Genomic DNA, 15,842 nt, shown 5'->3' with positions numbered 1-15,842 from the left:
GGCCGCGGGCCGGCGTGCGGCCGCGGGCCCTCCGCCGCCGCCGCCCCGTCGCGTCAGCTGCGTGCGCGGGGCACCAGCCGCTCGAGCTGCGTGACGTGGCGCGGCTCCAGCTCCTCGAGCGAGTTCACGCCGAGCAGGCGCATCGTGCGCGCGATCTCGACCGAGAGGATCTCGATCGCCCGGTCGACGCCCTCGCGCCCGCCGGCCATGAGGCCGTAGAGGTAGGCGCGGCCGATCAGCGTGAAGCGCGCCCCGAGCGCGACCGCCGCGACGATGTCGGCCCCCGACATGATGCCCGTGTCGAGGTGCACCTCGGTGTCGGCGCCGACCTCCTTCACGACGTCGGGCAGCAGGTGGAACGGGATCGGTGCCCGGTCGAGCTGTCGTCCACCGTGGTTCGAGAGGATGAGGGCGTCGACGCCGAGGTTCGTCACGCGCCGCGCGTCCTCGACGGTCTGCACGCCCTTGACGACGAGCTTCCCCGGCCACTGCGACTTGATCCACGCGAGGTCGTCGTACGTCACCGTCGGGTCGAACATGGTGTTGAGCAGCTCGGCGACGGTGCCCGACCAGCGGTCGAGCGACGCGAAGGCCAGGGGCTCGGTGGTGAGGAAGTCGATCCACCACCACGGGCGGGGCAGGGCGTCGACGATCGTGCGGGGCGTCAGCGACGGCGGGATGGTCATCCCGTTCCGGGAATCGCGGAGGCGCGCGCCGGCGACCGGCACGTCCACCGTCACCAGCAGGGTGTCGAAGCCCGCCGCGGCCGCACGGTCGACGAGGGCCATCGACCGGTCGCGGTCCTTCCACATGTAGAGCTGGAACCAGTTCCGGCCGCCGGGCGCCGCCTCCGCGACGTCCTCGACCGACGCCGTCCCCATCGTCGACAGGCTGAACGGGATGCCCGCCGCCGCCGCCGCGGCAGCTCCCGCCTTCTCCCCCTCGGTCTGCATCATGCGGGTGAAGCCGGTCGGGGCGATGCCGAACGGCTGCTCGACCCGCTTCCCGAGCACGTCCCAGCCCGTGTCGACGGTGGCGACGTCGTGCAGGATCGCCGGGTTGAACTGCACGTCCCGGAAGGCCTGGCGGGCACGGCGCAGCGAGATCTCCGCCTCCGCCGAGCCGTCGGTGTAGTCGAAGGCCGCGGTGGGGGTCCGCCGCTTGGCGATCCTCCGCAGGTCCTCGATGGTGAGCGCCTCGCGCAGGCGCTTCGCCTTGAGGTCGAAGGTGGGCTTCTTGAACTGCATCAGCGGCGCGAGGTCGTGGAACTTCGGGATGCGACGGTCGACCATGGGGTTGGTCCTTCCGGGTCGGGGTGGGGAGGTCAGGAGGCGCGGGCGGGGGCCGTGGACGACGACGTCCGCGGTCGGTAGGCCACCGGGGCGTGCGACGCGGCGACGAGGGCGCGCAGCGACTCGAGCGACGACTTGCGGTCGACGAGCCCGGCCGCCCTGGCCTGGACGAGCACGTTGCCGAGGGCGGTCGCCTCGACCGGCCCGGCCAGCACCGTGCAGCCGGTGCGGTCGGCCGTGAGCTGGCAGAGCAGCTCGTTCTGCGAGCCGCCCCCGACGACGTGGACCGTGCGGACGACGCGGCCCGAGAGCCGCTCGGCGTCGCGGAGGGTCGCCGCGTAGGCGGCCGCCAGGGACTCGAGGATGCTCCGCACCGTCTCGGCGCGGCCGCGCGGGGGCTCGACGTCGTGCTCGGTGCACCACGCCTCGATGCGCGCGGGCATGTCGCCCGGCGGGGTGAACCGCTCGTCGGTCGCGTCGAAGAGGGAGACCGGCCGCGTCACGGCGGCCGCCTCGCCCAGGAGGGTCGCCAGGTCGCTGCTGCGCTCGGCGGCCGAGGTGCCCGAGCGGCTCCAGGCGCGCATCGACTCGCTGAGCAGCCACAGACCGGAGACGTTCTTGAGGAACCGCACGCGGCCGTCGACGCCGCCCTCGTTCGTGAACCCCGCCGCCCGCACGTCGCCGCCGAGCAGCGGAGACGACAGCTCGAGGCCGACGAGGGACCACGTGCCGCTCGACACGTAGGCGGCGTCGTCGCCCGTCATCGGGACGGCGACGACGGCCGACGCGGTGTCGTGCGAACCGACCGCCGTGACCTCGAGCGAGGGCGGAGCGCCGACCGCGGCGGCGACCGACGGCCGCAGCGGTCCGAGCGACGTCCCCGGGTCGACGAGCGGCGCGAACAGGCCGGGGTCGAGGCCGAGCCGCCGGACGAGCTCGGCGTCCCACTCCCCTGTCACGGGCGACAGCAGGCCGGTCGTCGAGGCGTTGGTGCGCTCGGTCGCCGCCGTGCCGGTGAGCCACCACGAGAAGAGGTCGGGCACGAGCAGGGCTCGGTCGGCGGGCGAGAGGACTCCCGTCGCCCGGTCGGCGGCGAGCTGGAAGACGGTGTTGAAGGGCAGGTGCTGGAGGCCGGTCCGGGCGAAGAGCTCCTCGGGCGGCACGACCGCGTGCACGGCGTCGACCCCGGCCGCCGACCGCTCGTCGCGGTAGTGGTACGGCGGGCCGAGGAGGCGGCCGTCCCGCAGCAGCCCGTAGTCCACGGCCCAGGAGTCGACCCCGATCGACGCGATGGCGGGCTCGTCGCGGAGGGCCTGGGTCAGCCCCGCGGTGACCGACCGCCAGAGCCCGAGGGCGTCCCAGTGCAGGCCGACGCGGCCCGCGACTCCCCCCGGCTCCCCCTCGGGCACGGCGACGGGCTCGTTCGCGAAGCGCGCGACGTGCTGCAGGCGCACGCCGTCACGGTCGACCCGGCCGACCACGACGCGGCCGCTCGTCGCCCCCAGGTCGACCGCGGCGACGGCTCCGCCGGTCGCGCGAACGGTGCTCATCGCCGGCTCACCGGAGGAAGGCGGCGGCGACGCCCGCGTCGACCGGCACGTGCAGCCCGGTGGTGTGCGAGAAGTCGCTCGTGCAGATCGCGGCGACGGCGGCGGCGACGTTCTCGGGCACGACCTCGCGCTTGAGGATGGTGCGCTGGGCGTAGAAGGCGCCGAGGTCCTTCTCGTCGACCCCGTAGGTCGCGGCTCGATTGGCGCCCCAGCCGCTGGCGAAGATGCCCGAGCCGCGCACGACGCCGTCGGGGTTGATGCCGTTGACGCGGATGCCGTGCTCGCCGAGCTCCGCCGCGAGCAGCCTGACCTGATGGGCCTGGTCGGCCTTCGTCGCGCTGTAGGCGATGTTGTTCGGGCCGGCGAAGACCGAGTTCTTCGACGAGATGTAGACGATGTCACCGCCGAGGCCCTGGTCGACGAGCACGCGCGCCGCGTTCTTCGCGACGAGGAACGAGCCCTTCGCCATCACGTCGTGCTGCAGGTCCCAGTCGGCCTCGGTGGTGTCGAACAGCGACTTCGAGAGGCTGAGGCCCGCGTTGTTGACGACGAGGTCGAGCCCGCCGAACGCGAGAAGCACCTCGGCGATCGCCGCCTTCACCGCGGCCTCGTCGCTGACGTCGGCGGCGACGCCGCGGGCGACGTCCGGCCCGCCGATCTCGGCCGCCGCGGCCTGCGCCTTGGCGAGGTCGAGGTCGGCGACCACGACGCACGCGCCCTCGGCGGCGAGGCGCGTCGCGATGGCCTTGCCGATGCCCGAGGCGGCACCCGTGACGAGGGCGATCCTCGTGGCCAGCCGCTTCGGCGCGGGCCGGCGCTGCAGCTTGGCCTCCTCGAGGGCCCAGTACTCGATGCGGAACTTCTCGGCCTCGTCGATCGGCGCGTAGCTCGAGACGCCCTCGGCGCCGCGCATCACGTTGATCGCGTTCACGTAGAACTCGCCGGCGACGCGCGCCGTCTGGGCGTCGGCCCCGTACGAGAACATGCCGACGCCCGGCACGAGCACGATCAGCGGGTCGGCGCCGCGGATCGCCGGGCTGTCGGGCGTCGCGTGCCGGTCGTAGTACGCCTGGTAGTCGAGGCGGTACTGCTCGTGCAGCTCGCGGAGGCGCCCGACCGACTCCTCGACGGTCGCGTCGGCCGGCAGGTCGAGCACCAGCGGCCGCACCTTCGTGCGGAGGAAGTGGTCGGGGCAGCTCGTACCCAGCGCCGCGAGCCGCGGGTGCTCGGTGCTCGCGAGGAAGTCGAGGACGACGTCGCTGTCGGTGAACGCGCCGACCTGCGGCCGGTCGTGCGACGCGATGCCACGGATGACCGGCGCGAGGGCCGCGGCCTTCGCGCGGCGTTCCTCGGCGGGCAGGGCCGCGTACCCGGCGAGCGGGGGCCCGAACGGCTCGGGCCGCGAGTGCTCGTCGAGCCAGGCCTGCGCGGTCTCGATGATCCAGCGCGAGGCCGCCTCCGCCTCCTCGCTGGTGTCGCCCCACGCGGTGATGCCGTGCCCGCCCAGGATCGTGCCCCGCGCCTCCGGGTGCTCCGCCTTGATGGCGGCGATGTCGAGGCCGAGCTGCCAGCCCGGTCGGCGCCACGGCACCCAGACGACGGCGCCGCCGAAGATCTCGGCCGTCAGCCGCTCGCCGTCGGCCGCCGTCGCGATCGCGATGCCGGCGTCGGGGTGCAGGTGGTCGACGTGCGCGGCGTCGACCAGGCCGTGCATGGCCGTGTCGATCGACGGCGCGGCCCCGCCCGTGCCGTGCAGGGCGTAGTCGAACGCGGCCACCATCTCGTCCTCGTGCTCGACGCCGCGGTACACGCTCGCGAGGCCGCGCAGCCGGTCGAGGCGGAGCACCGCGAGGCCGCCCTCGGTGAGGGTGCCGAGGTCTCCGCCGCTGCCCTTGACCCAGAGCAGCTCGACCGGCTCGCCCGTCGCGGGGTCGGTCGCGGTGCCCTTGGCCGAGGTGTTCCCGCCGGCGTAGTTCGTGTTGGCCGGGTCGGCGCCGAGGCGGTTGCTGCGCGCGACGAGGTCGGCGGCGGGGGTGGGCGTGGTGCTGGTCACGAGGTGGGGTCCGTTCGAGGTGGAGAGGGGCGGGTCGAGGGGCGCGGGAGGCGCGGGTCGGGGTGAGCGGGTCAGGTCCAGCTGAGCTGCGTGCCGCCCGCTCGCTCGGCGGCCAGGCGCTCGGGCGTGCCGCTCGTGAGGTAGGCGGCCATCGGGTCGCGCGGCAGGCCGCGGCCCTCGCGCCAGTCGGCCAGGGCCGGGCGCACGTCGGTGTAGAACGCGTCCATCAGCACGGCGTGGGCGCCGAGGACGTCGTGGGAGGCGCGGGCCGCGTCGAGCGCCGGGCGGTCGACGAGCAGGGCGCGCGCCGTCATCTCCTGCACGTTCAGCACGCTGCGGATCTGCCCGGGGATCTTGTCCTCGACGTTGTGGCACTGGTCGAGCATGAACTGCACGGGCGAGCCCTCGTCGAGCCCGCCGCCGTCGGCGACCTCGAACAGGATGCGGAACAGCTGGAACGGGTCGGCCGCCCCGACGATCAGGTCGTCGTCGGCGTAGAAGCGCGAGTTGAAGTCGAACGAGCCGAGCTTGCCGAGCCGCAGCAGCTGCATGACGATGAACTCGATGTTCGTGCCCGGGGCGTGGTGACCGGTGTCGAGGCAGGTCAGCGCCCGGTCGCCGAGGGCGGTCACCTGCGCGTAGCTCGTTCCCCAGTCGGGGACGTCGGTGTGGTAGAACGCCGGCTCGAAGAACTTGTACTCGAGCACGAGGCGCTGCTCGGCGCCCAGGCCCGCGTAGATCTCCGCCAGCGACTCCGCGAGGTGGTCCTGGCGCTGGCGCAGGGAGTCCTGGCCGGGGTAGTTGGTGCCGTCGGCGAGCCAGATCTTGAGGTCGCGCGACCCGGTCTCGTGCATGATCTCGAGGCAGCGCAGGTGGTGGTCGACGGCCTTGCGGCGGACGGCCGCGTCGCTGTGGGCCAGGCTGCCGAACTTGTAGGCCTCGTCCTGGAAGGTGTTCGAGTTGACGGTGCCGAGGGCGACGCCCTGCTCGGCGGCGAACGAGCGCAGGGCGCCGAAGTCGTCGACCTCGTCCCACGGGATGTGCAGGGCGACGCTCGGGGCGAGGCCCGTGACGCGGTGCACCGTGGCGGCGTCGGCGATCTTCTCCTCGGGCGTGCGGGGCGTGCCCGGCGTGCCGAACACCTTGAACCGCGTGCCGGAGTTGCCGAACGCCCAGCTGGGCAGCTCGATGGCCTGCCGCTCGAGCACGGGGACGATGGACTCGAAGGTGGTCATGAGGTCTCTTCCGTGGTCGTCGTTCCGGACGTCGTCGTCGACGCCGGGGTCGTGGAGGTCGTGGGGGTCGTGGGGGTCGGCTCGGCGGCCGGGCGGCGGCCGCCGCCGGGCAGGCCGAGCTGACGCTCGAGGTTGAAGACCTGCGTCAGCAGCTCGAGGCCCTCGTCGGGCGGGGTGCCGTCGAGCGAGGTGAAGAACTCGGCCATCGAGGCCTGCCAGCGGGCGTTGACCTCGGTCTCGGCCATGGCGGCCTGGGCGGCGACCAACGACTCGGCCTCGACGTAGCCGACGAGCAGGCCGTCGGTCGCCGCGAAGAGCGAGTAGCCGTGCCAGCCGCTGTCGTGGAGGGCCTGCAGCATCTCGGGCCAGACCGCGGCGTGGCGCCGGGCGTAGTCGTCGAGTCGGTCGGGGGCGACCTGCAGCCGGAACGCGTAGCGCTCGTGCTCGTCGGCGGTCATCAGGAGATCTCCGGTTCGTCGTTGAATCGTTTCAATGTGCTGAGCGTATCCCGGGGGGCACGCGGTGTCGAGCAGGTCAGGGCGTCGTGCGGCCGATGCTCCGGGCGAAGCCGTCGGCGTCGTCGAACGGCGCCGAGACGTGGCGGTGCTCGATGCCGAGGAGGGAAGCGGCGGCGGCGACGTCGCGGGCCACGTGCCCGGTGCAGAGACCCCAGTGGTGGCCGATGCCCGTCCGGGACCACTCGTCGACCCACTCGCCGGGGTCTCCCCCGAAGTCGACACGGGAGGTCGTGTTGCCGATCGACAGGTGCGGCCCGGGCACGACGGCCCCCTCGCTCGTCACGAACGAGAGGCCGCCGTCGCGGTCCTGCCCGAGGCCGAAGGTCGTGACCGGGCCCGGCTGCACGTCGAACTCGACGCTGACGCCGTGCCCGCGCTTGCCGTGGAACACGCCGAGGCCGCGCAGCACGGGCCTCGCCGACGACAGCGCCAGGTGCCCCGGCCCGTCGTGGCCCATCTCGACGACGCCGTCCCCGAAGTGGATCGCCTGGATCTCCGTGAACGAGCCGCCGACGCCGAGCGACTGCGCCGCCAGCATCGCGACCGAGGTCCGGAGCTCGTACTCCCCCACGGCCGGCAGGCCGCGGGCGTTGAGCAGCGAGGCGCCCAGGATCATGCCGGCGCCGATCCGCTCGTGCAGCTCGCCGTCGAGCCCGCGGTGGTAGTAGGCCAGCGAGTCGAGGTCGAAGTCGTCGACGAGGCGGTCGAGGGCGACGGAGACGCGCGCTCCCCAGTCGAGGTCGTCCTCGTCGACCGACGGGTGGACGTCGAAGACCCGGCGGGCGAGCGCCGAGCGGTCCCGCACCTGCGCGGCGGTCACGTCGTCGACCCGCACCCGGAGATCGTCGAGCTCGAGCACCTCGACGTGCGAGCCGAAGTGCGTCGAGACGAGGGTGAGGTCGGTCGACACGTCGAGCATGCCCGGGTACAGGTGCCCCATCAGGCCGTGCCGCGCCTCCCTCAGCCGGGCGCGGACCCCGGCCGCGTGCACCCACCGCTCGATGCGGGCCCAGGCCCGCTCGCTGCGGAGGTGACCGGTCACCGACCGGAACTCGACCCCGGCTCGCCGGAAGACGTTCGCCACCTCGGGCACCGGGCACTGGCCGCAGTACGCGAGCCACAGCCCGGTGTCGAAGGTCGCGTGGTCCATCGCCTCGCTGGGCTGGAGGTCGATGACGAGCACGGGCACGCCCGCCCGCTGCGCGATCGGCAGCACCATCGACGAGGTCAGGTACGTCGTGAGGAAGACCACGACCAGGTCGCAGTCCGCCGTGCGCAGCGTCTCGGCCGCGACCCGCGCCTCCCTCGCGTCCGAGATGAAGCCCGTGTCGACGACCTCGGCGTCGAGCCCGCCGAAGCGGTCGACGACGTAGCGGGTGGACTCCTGCAGCTGGGGCAGCAGGCCGGGGAACTGCGGCCAGTAGGTGCCGAGCCCGCCCGCCACCAGCCCGACGCGGGTGGGGCGACGGCGGATCGGGGGCAGCAGGTCGGTGGCCGGCGGGGGCGTGGCGCTCATGGGGGTCGCTCCGTCGCGAGGGATGAGGGCGGGCAGGGGCGGCACGGGAGCACCGCGGGGCGGTGACGGAGGCGGCCGGCTGGGCCGCCGCCCCCGTCACGGACGACGACTAGAAGTCGTAGTCGTCGATGTTGTCGGCGTCGAACTCGGTCGGCGGGCCGACGATGATGATCCCGTCGGCGCCGACGGTGCGCTCACCGAGGTCGCCGGCGGTGAACGTGTCGCCCTCGGCGCCGGTGATGGTGCCGTCGACCAGCGCCTGGCCCGCGTAGGCCGCAACCTCGCCCAGCTGCGCCGGGTCCCAGAGGGCGAAGGCCGTCACGGTGCCGTCCTTGACGAACTCGCGCATCTCGTTGGGCAGGCCGAGCCCGGTGAGCGCGACCTTGCCCTTGTACTCCGAGGTCGAGAGGTAGCGGGCGGTGGCCGCGATGCCGACCGTGGTGGGCGAGATGATGCCCTTGAGGTCGGGGTTCGCCTGCAGCAGGCCCTGGGCCTCCTGGAACGACTTCGCGTCGTCGTCGTCGCCGTAGACGGTGGAGACGATCGAGATGCCCGCGTAGTCCGGGTTCGTCTCGACCTCCTCCTGGATGTACTTGATCCACTCGTTCTGGTTCGTGGCGTTCGCCGTGGCCGACAGGATGGCGATGTCGCCCTCCCCGCCGATCTGCTCGCTCATCTGGCGGATCTGGATGAGCGCGACGTCCTTCGCCTCGACCTGGCTGACGAACACGTCGCGGTAGTCGGGGTTCGTGTCGGAGTCGAACGCGACGATCTTCGCTCCGCCGTCGCGCGCCTCCTTCAGGGCGGGCCCGACCGCGTCGGGGTCGTTCGCGGCGATGACGATGACGTTCGTGCCCTGCTGGGTGAGGGTGTTGAGGAAGGTGACCTGTGACGACGCGCTCGCCTCGAGCGGGCCGACGACGCTGTAGTCGTAGCCGATGTCCTTCGACGCGGCCTCGCCGCCGCCGAGGACGACGTCGGTGTACGGGTTGTTGAGCTGCTTCGGCACGAAGGCGATCGACGACGAGCCGCCGCCCGAGCCGGAGCCCGAGCCGGCGTCGTCGCCGGCCGTCAGGGCGCAGCCGGAGGCGACGAGCGAGACGGCGGCGACGGTCGCGGCGGCGGCGAGGCCTCGCCGGAGGGCGCGGCCGCGGGGGAAGGTGGGGAACTCCATCGTTCTGTCCTTTGCTGTGGGGTGGGGTGGTGCCGGGGTGGGGCGAGGGGGTCGGGGGGGATCGGGGAGGTCAGGCGGGATCGGCGGAGCCGTCGAGGACGGCCCTCGCGGCCCGCCTCGCCCGGGCCCTCTCGCGGACGACCGCGATCAGGCTCGGGGTGACCACGCTGCCGACGAGCAGCAGCCCGGTGACGACGTTGAGCACGACGTCGCTGATGCCGCCGAGCCGCAGCGCGTAGCTGATGCTCGAGATGATCAGCACGCCGGCGACGACACCGGGGATCGAGCCCCGGCCGCCGAAGATCGAGACGCCGCCGAGCAGCACGGCGGCGATGACGGCCAGCTCGATGCCGGTCGCGTTGTCGCTGCGGGCGCTCGAGTAGCGGAGCGTCCAGTAGATGCCGACCAGGGCCGAGACGACCCCGGTGGCGACGAACATCCAGAACTTGGCGCGGCCGACGTGCACGCCGACGAAGCTCGCGGCCTCCTTGCTGAAGCCGATCGCGGGCAGGGCCCGGCCGAACGAGCTGAGGTGCAGGAGGACCCCGAAGAAGAGGATGACGACGACGACGCCGACCATCACCGTCGGGACTCCCGTGCCGCCGATCTTCGAGGTGAAGAACGACGTGAGGCCGGGAGGGAAGTTCGCCACCGCGTCGTCACCGATGACGACGAGTGCGAGACCGCGGTAGAGCGCCAGGGTGCCGATGGTGACCGCGAGGCTCGGCAGCCCGACCGTCGTGACGAGCGCGCCGTTGAGCGCACCGCAGACGACGCCGATCAGCACGCAGACGACGAAGATCTCGGGGATGCCCCAGCCGGCGGCCCAGAGGACGCCCATCGTCGCGCTCGTGAGGCCCGCGGTGCTGGCGACCGAGAGGTCGATCTCGCCGGTGATGACGACCAGCGCCATCGGCATGGCGATCATCAGGATCGGGATCGCGTCGAGGAGCAGGAACCCGGTGGTCTGGACGCTGGCGAAGCGCGGCACCGTCAGGGCGCAGACGAGCAGGGTCGCGAGCAGCGCCCAGACCATGATCGCTCCGCGACCGGTGAGGAGGCGGCGGCGGCGCAGCGCCCGTTCGGCGCGCTGCCCGGGGTCGCGGGCGGCGCCGCCCGACGGCGAGGCGGGGGCCTGGGGGGCGCGGGTGACGGTCTGGTCAGGCATTGGTGGCCTCGCTCGTGCGCAGTCGTCGGGCCTTGCGGATCGAGGCGATCCGCTCGACGAGGATGGCGGTCAGGATGAGGACGCCGACGATGGCCTGCTGCCAGAACTTGTCGACGCCGAGGGCGGTGAGGCTGCTCGTGATGGTGGTCAGCAGCACGGCACCGATGGCCGCGCCGACGACGCTGCCGGAGCCGCCGAAGATCGCGATGCCGCCGACGACGGCCGCGGCCACGATGTCGAGCTCGAGCCCGGTGCCCGTCGTCGCGCCGACCGAGTTGAACCGGCTGGCGTAGAGCACGCCCGCCAGGCCCGTCAGGGTGCCGTTGAGCACGAACGCCGTCACGACGCGCCGGCTCACCGGGATGCCGAAGAGGCGTGCCGCCTGCTCGTCGGAGCCGATGGCGTACAGGTCGCGACCGGGCCGGGTGCGGGCGAGGAACACCGCGACCAGCACGACGACCACGACGGCGATGACCGTGATGATCGGGACGCCGAGCACCGTGTCCACCGACAGGCGGCCGAAGGCGGCGGGGCGGTCCCCCGCGAAGTACTGCTGGCCTCCGGCCCACGCGTTGTTGAGGCCGCGGTAGATGTAGAGCATGCCGAGGGTGATGACGAGCGACGGCACCCGGGCCACCGTGACCAGGAACCCGTTGACCGCGCCGAGCACCGCGCCGATCGCGAGGCCGAGGAGGAAGACGACGACGATCGGGATCTCCGGCGCGGCCGCGAACACCGTGCCGGTCGCGAACGCGACGAGGCCGAGGATCGAGCCCACCGAGAGGTCGATGTTGTTCGTGATGATGACCGCGCCGAGGCCGACGGCCATGATGACCGTGATCGTCGCGTTGAGCATGAGGTCCTTGACGCCCTGGGCCGAGACGAAGAGCGGGTTGGCGATCGTCGTGACGATCACCAGCACGACGAGGGCCGAGGCGACGGGCACCTCGCGCTGACGGAGCAGCGAGGCGAGGGGGCTGCGCCCTGACGTGGCGGCGGGGGCGAGGGCGTGGGACGTGGTCATCGGGTGGCCTCTGCGGTCGGGGGCATGGACGGGGACGGGGCCGGAGGCGCGGGCTCGGCGGGCGCCCCGGTCGCGGTCGGGTCCGCCGCGCCCGACCCGGTCGCGGCGTGCATCACGCGCTCCGCCGTGGCCTCGGCGCGGTCGAGGGTCGCGGTCAGGCGCCCCTCGTGCATGACGAGCACCCGGTCGGCCATGCCGAGCACCTCGGGCAGCTCGGACGAGATCATCAGCACCGCGATGCCACGGCCCGCCAGGTCGCTGATCAGCCGGTGCACCTCGCTCTTGGTGCCGACGTCGATGCCGCGGGTCGGCTCGTCCACGATCAGGAAGGTCGGGTCGGTCGCCAGCCACTTCGCCAGCACGACCTTCTGCTGGTTGCCGCCCGACAGGGTCGAGACGGGGAGCTCCTGGCTGCCGGTCTTGACCTGCAGGCGCCGTGACCACTCGGCCGCCGCCTCGCGCTCGCGGCGCGCGCTCACCAGGCCTGCCCGGCTGAGCGTCCTGCGCAGGGTGAGCGTGGTGTTGCGGCTCACCGACATGTCCATCACGAGACCCTGCCTGCGGCGGTCCTCGGGCACGAAGCCGATGCCGGCCGTGATGGCGGCCAGCGGGCTCCGCCGCGCGAGGGGCTTCCCGTTCACGGTGACGCTGCCGGCGTCGTAGCGGTCGACGCCGAACAGGGCGCGGGCGACCTCCGTCCGGCCCGCCCCGACGAGCCCCGCCAGGCCCACGATCTCGCCGGCCCGCACCTCGAACGACACGTCGTGGAAGACGCCCTGCCGCGTCAGCCCCTGGACGGTCACGACGGGCTCGCCGATCCGCGCCTCCTGCTTGGGGAACAGCTGGTCGACGTCGCGGCCGACCATCGCGCGGACGACCTCGGCCGTCGTGACGTCGCCGGTGGCGTGCTCGGAGATGAAGGCGCCGTCGCGCATGACCGTGATGCGGTCGCTGAGCCCGAAGACCTCGTCGAAGCGGTGCGAGATGAACATGATGGCGCTGCCGCGGTCGCGGAGGGCCCGGGCGACGCCGAAGAGGCGATCGACCTCGACGCCGCTGAGCGCCGCCGTCGGCTCGTCCATGATCAGCACCTTGGCGTCGAGCGAGATGGCCTTGGCGATCTCGATGATCTGCTGGTCGGCGATCGAGAGGCCCTCGGCGACGCGGTCGGGGTCGATCGGGACGCCGAGGCGCTCGAACAGGGCCCGGGCGTCGGCCCGCATCTTGGCGCGGTCGATGAACCCGAGGCGCGAGGTGGGCTGACGGCCGACGAAGATGTTCTCGGCGACGGTCAGGTCGGGGAAGAGCGTGGGCTCCTGGTAGATGACGCTGACGCCCGCCGCCTTGCTCTCCGCCGGCGTGCGGAAGACGATCGGGTGGCCGTCGAAGAGGAACTCGCCGGAGTCGGGCTGGTGCACTCCGGCGAGGATCTTCACCATCGTGGACTTGCCAGCGCCGTTCTCGCCGACGAGCGCGTTGATCTCGCCGGCCCGCAGCTGCACGCTGCCGCTGGCGAGGGCCACGACCGCTCCGAAGGTCTTGCGGGCGTGCCGCAGCTCCAGGACGGGGGCCGTCGGCGAGTAGCCGGAGGCCGGGGGGTCGATCGTCATCGATCGTTCTCCTCATCGAGAAATGAATCGTTTCAACAGCTCGTGGGGACGACAGTAGGGGCGGGCGGGTCCGACGTCAAGCACGGCGTGCCGCGGGCCGCGTCGTCGCCACGCGGGAGGCGCGGCCCGCCCCGCCCGGAGCCACCCGTCGGCCTACACTCGTCAGCGTCGGCGGACGGACGTCGACCGTCGCCTGCCCGGGCGCCGACGACGGAGGGGGCCCCGGTGGAGTCGGTCAGCATCCGCGACGTCGCGACCACCGCGGGCGTGTCGGTCGGCACCGTCAGCAACGTGCTGAACCACCCCGACAAGGTCAGCCCCGCCACCGTCGAGCGCGTGCACGCCGCCATCGACGAGCTCGGCTTCGTGCGCAACGACGCGGCGCGCCAGCTGCGCGCCGGGGCCAGCCGGGCCGTCGGCCTGGTGATCCTCGACGGGGCGAACCCGTTCTTCTCCGACGTCGCCCGGGGCGCCGAGACCGCGGCGGAGCGCGCGGGCCGCGTCGTCCTGCTCGGCAACAGCGACCAGCAGGTCGAGCGCGAGGCCCACTACCTCGACCTCTTCGAGCAGCACCGCGTGCTCGGCATCCTCATCTCCCCCGTCGGCGACGTCACCGCGAGGTTGGCCCGTCTCCGTCGTCGAGGCACGCCGGCCGTGCTCGTCGACCGGCGGGCCGACCTCACCGACTTCTCCTCCGTCTCCGTCGACGACGTGCGCGGCGGCCAGCTCGCCGTCGAGCACCTCGTCTCGATCGGTCGTCGTCGCCTGGTGGTCGTCGGCGGCCCGCTCGACCTGCAGCAGGTCGCCGACCGCGTCGCGGGGGCCCGGGAGGCGGTGCGCGCCGCGGGCCCGGAGGTCACCCTCGAGGTGGTCGAGGTCCCGGGCCTCACCGTCGAGCACGGCCGAGCGGCGGCGGCGGCCCTCATGGCCCGGCCGGTGGCCGAGCGACCGGACGGCGTCTTCGCGGCGAACGACCTCGTGGCGATGGGCGTGCTCCAGTCGCTGGTGATGCTCGGCGACCTGCGGGTGCCCGACGACGTCGCCCTCGTGGGCTACGACGACATCGACTTCGCCCGGGCCGCCGTGGTGCCCCTGACGTCGGTGCGCCAGCCCAGCGGCCTGATCGGCCAGACGGCGATGGAGATCCTGCAGGAGGAGATCGACGACCCGACGCGCGAGCCACGGCGCGTCGTCTTCGCTCCCGAGCTCGTCGTGCGGGCCAGCACCGTGACGGGCGCCTCCGGCTGAGGTGCTCCGGGTGCCGCTCGGTGCCCCGACGAGCTACCGGTCGAGCCGGACGGCGGCGAGGCGCGCCGCCCGCCGCGCGGGCGCGAACCACCACCCGAGGAAGCCGCCCATGAGCGTCGCCCCGGCGGCCGCCCCTGCGGGCGACCCGGGGCGCCGGCGGACGGCGAGCAGGAGGGCCGTGCCGACCACGAGGTTCGTCGACGACCACGCGGCGTTCTCGCGGGGCGACGAGAGGCCCACCCCCGGGGGCGTCGCGAACGGGCTGGGGAAATCACGCCCGCGCAGCGCCGCCGCCCCGTGCGGGACGGCGTTCGCGAGGAACGCACCGGCCAGGAAGCGGGTCACCGTGACGACGATCATCGCTCGACCCTAGGCTCGGGACTCGGGCACTGCGCGCCGAGACCCGGCTGGCCTCGCGTCGCGCACCTCGTCGCTCGCCCCCTGTCCCCTCCGACCTGAAGGCCCCCATGCTGTTCGCGATCACCCTCCTCGTCCTCGGTCTCGTCGGCGTCGTCGGAGGCGCCCTCATCGTCGCGCGGCGGGGCGGCGGCAGCCCGGCCCCGGGCATCGTGATCATCGTGCTGGGTGCGGTGGCGGCCGCGCTGGCGGTGGCGCTGCTGGCGCTCCCGGGCGTCCCGGCCTGACACCTCCCCCGCACGGCGGCCGTCGCCCTACCGGCGAGGGTGCCGCCCGATGAGACTCCCGAGCAGAGCCAGCCCGGAGACGGTCGGCAGGAACGAGAGGAACCCCGCGGGCCCCACGGCTCCTCCGACGGCCAAGCCGGTGGTCCCCGCCGCGAGGAGGAGGGATCCGACCACGAAGCGCCACCGGCGAGGGTGCGATCGCCAGGGCGTGATCGGCAGCGGCCTGAACTCCCGTCGAGCGCCCTCGGTCGCGTCGACCGCTCGCCCCGCCGGCAGGCCCGGGCCGTCGACCTCGAGGGCCCACTCGTCGATCCAGGGGCCCGGCCCGAGCTCGGGGCAGCGGTCGGCGACGGCGTGGGCAACCGCCGAGTAGTCGGCCGGCGCTCCGCGGTACATCGCGTCGACGAGGCTGACGTCGTACTCGACCCGGCCGTCCGGCCACAACGCATCGTGGCGGACCCTGCGGACGGCCCGACCCGACCACCGTGACGGCACGGCGAACGCCACGGCACGGGCGGCGACGGGGCGAGTGGTCACTCCCCGATCGGTCGGACGGGCCCTTCCGTCATCGTCCTGCGTCATCGCTCAGCCCCCTGGTCGTCGATCCACGGCCAGCCTGCCGCGTCGACCTGACAGCTGGCGAGTGAGGGGAGGCCTCACGCAAGCGAACGCGTGGATCAGCCCGGAGGAGCGAGCGGTGAGGGCATGCACGAGAGCACCGAGCTCGGTGGCGACCGTGACGCCGTACGCCCTCATCGATCCGATGAAGTGCCTGACGGTGGGCCCTGCCGGGCTCGAACCGACGACATC

14 protein-coding genes are annotated in these 15,842 nt (G+C 73.3%); 2 read left to right on the top strand and 12 right to left on the bottom strand.

The window, feature by feature from the left end; all coding sequences use genetic code 11:
* Positions 1 to 53: 53 nt before the first annotated feature.
* The 10 genes from F1C15_RS01120 to F1C15_RS01075 all read right to left on the bottom strand — a co-directional run bounded on the left by F1C15_RS01120 (position 54) and on the right by F1C15_RS01075 (position 13,140).
* Positions 54 to 1,292 (bottom strand): alpha-hydroxy acid oxidase, encoded by a 1,239-nt coding sequence (locus F1C15_RS01120; protein WP_185232522.1) that lies wholly within the window; start codon positions 1,290 to 1,292, stop codon positions 54 to 56.
* A gap of 32 nt (positions 1,293 to 1,324) precedes the next feature.
* Positions 1,325 to 2,842, bottom strand: coding sequence for a rhamnulokinase family protein (locus tag F1C15_RS01115; RefSeq protein ID WP_185232520.1), 1,518 nt, complete (start codon positions 2,840 to 2,842; stop codon positions 1,325 to 1,327).
* Positions 2,843 to 2,849: 7 nt separating this feature from the next.
* Positions 2,850 to 4,895 carry a bifunctional aldolase/short-chain dehydrogenase gene (locus F1C15_RS01110; RefSeq protein ID WP_185232518.1) on the bottom strand — a complete coding sequence of 682 codons (2,046 nt, stop codon included), beginning with the start codon at positions 4,893 to 4,895 and terminating at the stop codon, positions 2,850 to 2,852.
* Positions 4,896 to 4,966: 71 nt separating this feature from the next.
* Positions 4,967 to 6,130 (bottom strand): L-rhamnose isomerase, encoded by a 1,164-nt coding sequence (gene rhaI, locus F1C15_RS01105; RefSeq protein WP_185232517.1) that lies wholly within the window; start codon positions 6,128 to 6,130, stop codon positions 4,967 to 4,969.
* Positions 6,127 to 6,588, bottom strand: coding sequence for an L-rhamnose mutarotase (locus F1C15_RS01100; protein ID WP_185232515.1), 462 nt, complete (start codon positions 6,586 to 6,588; stop codon positions 6,127 to 6,129). Before F1C15_RS01100 ends, rhaI begins: the two co-directional genes overlap by 4 nt.
* Before the next feature lie 76 nt (positions 6,589 to 6,664).
* Entirely contained in the window at positions 6,665 to 8,164 is a 1,500-nt protein-coding gene (locus tag F1C15_RS01095) for an L-fucose/L-arabinose isomerase family protein (protein ID WP_185232513.1), read from the bottom strand.
* A gap of 109 nt (positions 8,165 to 8,273) precedes the next feature.
* A complete protein-coding gene (gene rhaS / locus F1C15_RS01090) occupies positions 8,274 to 9,338 on the bottom strand; it encodes a rhamnose ABC transporter substrate-binding protein (protein ID WP_185232511.1) in 1,065 nt (354 codons plus the stop codon).
* Between the two features lie 70 nt (positions 9,339 to 9,408).
* Positions 9,409 to 10,506: an ABC transporter permease gene (locus F1C15_RS01085; RefSeq protein WP_185232509.1), complete on the bottom strand. Its 1,098-nt coding sequence runs from the start codon at positions 10,504 to 10,506 to the stop codon at positions 9,409 to 9,411.
* A complete protein-coding gene (locus F1C15_RS01080; RefSeq protein ID WP_185232507.1) occupies positions 10,499 to 11,530 on the bottom strand; it encodes an ABC transporter permease in 1,032 nt (343 codons plus the stop codon). Before F1C15_RS01080 ends, F1C15_RS01085 begins: the two co-directional genes overlap by 8 nt.
* The gene (locus F1C15_RS01075) at positions 11,527 to 13,140 is read right to left on the bottom strand and encodes a sugar ABC transporter ATP-binding protein (protein ID WP_185232505.1); all 1,614 of its coding nucleotides are present in this window, start codon (positions 13,138 to 13,140) and stop codon (positions 11,527 to 11,529) included. The genes F1C15_RS01080 and F1C15_RS01075 overlap by 4 nt, the downstream gene beginning before the upstream one ends.
* A 225-nt stretch (positions 13,141 to 13,365) precedes the next feature.
* Here F1C15_RS01075 and F1C15_RS01070 point away from each other — a divergent pair, with 225 nt between their 5' ends.
* A complete protein-coding gene (locus F1C15_RS01070) occupies positions 13,366 to 14,388 on the top strand; it encodes a LacI family DNA-binding transcriptional regulator (protein ID WP_219731559.1) in 1,023 nt (340 codons plus the stop codon).
* A 33-nt stretch (positions 14,389 to 14,421) separates the two neighbouring features.
* On the opposite strand, the gene F1C15_RS01065 is transcribed toward F1C15_RS01070, so the two are convergent.
* Positions 14,422 to 14,748: a hypothetical protein gene (locus F1C15_RS01065; protein ID WP_185232503.1), complete on the bottom strand. Its 327-nt coding sequence runs from the start codon at positions 14,746 to 14,748 to the stop codon at positions 14,422 to 14,424.
* Between the two features lie 107 nt (positions 14,749 to 14,855).
* Here F1C15_RS01065 and F1C15_RS01060 point away from each other — a divergent pair, with 107 nt between their 5' ends.
* On the top strand, positions 14,856 to 15,032 hold the full coding sequence (locus tag F1C15_RS01060; RefSeq protein WP_185232501.1) for a hypothetical protein: 177 nt from the start codon (positions 14,856 to 14,858) through the stop codon (positions 15,030 to 15,032).
* Between the two features lie 27 nt (positions 15,033 to 15,059).
* Here F1C15_RS01060 and F1C15_RS01055 read toward each other — a convergent pair whose 3' ends face one another.
* A complete protein-coding gene (locus F1C15_RS01055) occupies positions 15,060 to 15,569 on the bottom strand; it encodes a hypothetical protein (protein WP_185232499.1) in 510 nt (169 codons plus the stop codon).
* Positions 15,570 to 15,842: the final 273 nt, after the last annotated feature.

The sequence above is a fragment of the Frigoribacterium sp. NBH87 genome (genome assembly GCF_014217665.1).
Taxonomy (GTDB): Bacteria; Actinomycetota; Actinomycetes; order Actinomycetales; family Microbacteriaceae; genus Frigoribacterium; species Frigoribacterium endophyticum.
Note: the sequence above shows the minus strand (reverse complement) of the source record. Positions and strands in the feature narration are given on the sequence as shown.

Coding starts and splice junctions, on each gene's coding strand:
- rhaS (WP_185232511.1), bottom strand. CDS start 9,338: ATGGAGTTCCCCACCTTCCCCCGCGGCCGCGCCCTCCGGCGAGGCCTC.
- F1C15_RS01085 (WP_185232509.1), bottom strand. CDS start 10,506: ATGCCTGACCAGACCGTCACCCGCGCCCCCCAGGCCCCCGCCTCGCCG.
- F1C15_RS01100 (WP_185232515.1), bottom strand. CDS start 6,588: ATGACCGCCGACGAGCACGAGCGCTACGCGTTCCGGCTGCAGGTCGCC.
- rhaI (WP_185232517.1), bottom strand. CDS start 6,130: ATGACCACCTTCGAGTCCATCGTCCCCGTGCTCGAGCGGCAGGCCATC.
- F1C15_RS01120 (WP_185232522.1), bottom strand. CDS start 1,292: ATGGTCGACCGTCGCATCCCGAAGTTCCACGACCTCGCGCCGCTGATG.
- F1C15_RS01065 (WP_185232503.1), bottom strand. CDS start 14,748: ATGATCGTCGTCACGGTGACCCGCTTCCTGGCCGGTGCGTTCCTCGCG.
- F1C15_RS01060 (WP_185232501.1), top strand. CDS start 14,856: ATGCTGTTCGCGATCACCCTCCTCGTCCTCGGTCTCGTCGGCGTCGTC.
- F1C15_RS01080 (WP_185232507.1), bottom strand. CDS start 11,530: ATGACCACGTCCCACGCCCTCGCCCCCGCCGCCACGTCAGGGCGCAGC.
- F1C15_RS01075 (WP_185232505.1), bottom strand. CDS start 13,140: ATGACGATCGACCCCCCGGCCTCCGGCTACTCGCCGACGGCCCCCGTC.
- F1C15_RS01115 (WP_185232520.1), bottom strand. CDS start 2,842: ATGAGCACCGTTCGCGCGACCGGCGGAGCCGTCGCCGCGGTCGACCTG.
- F1C15_RS01095 (WP_185232513.1), bottom strand. CDS start 8,164: ATGAGCGCCACGCCCCCGCCGGCCACCGACCTGCTGCCCCCGATCCGC.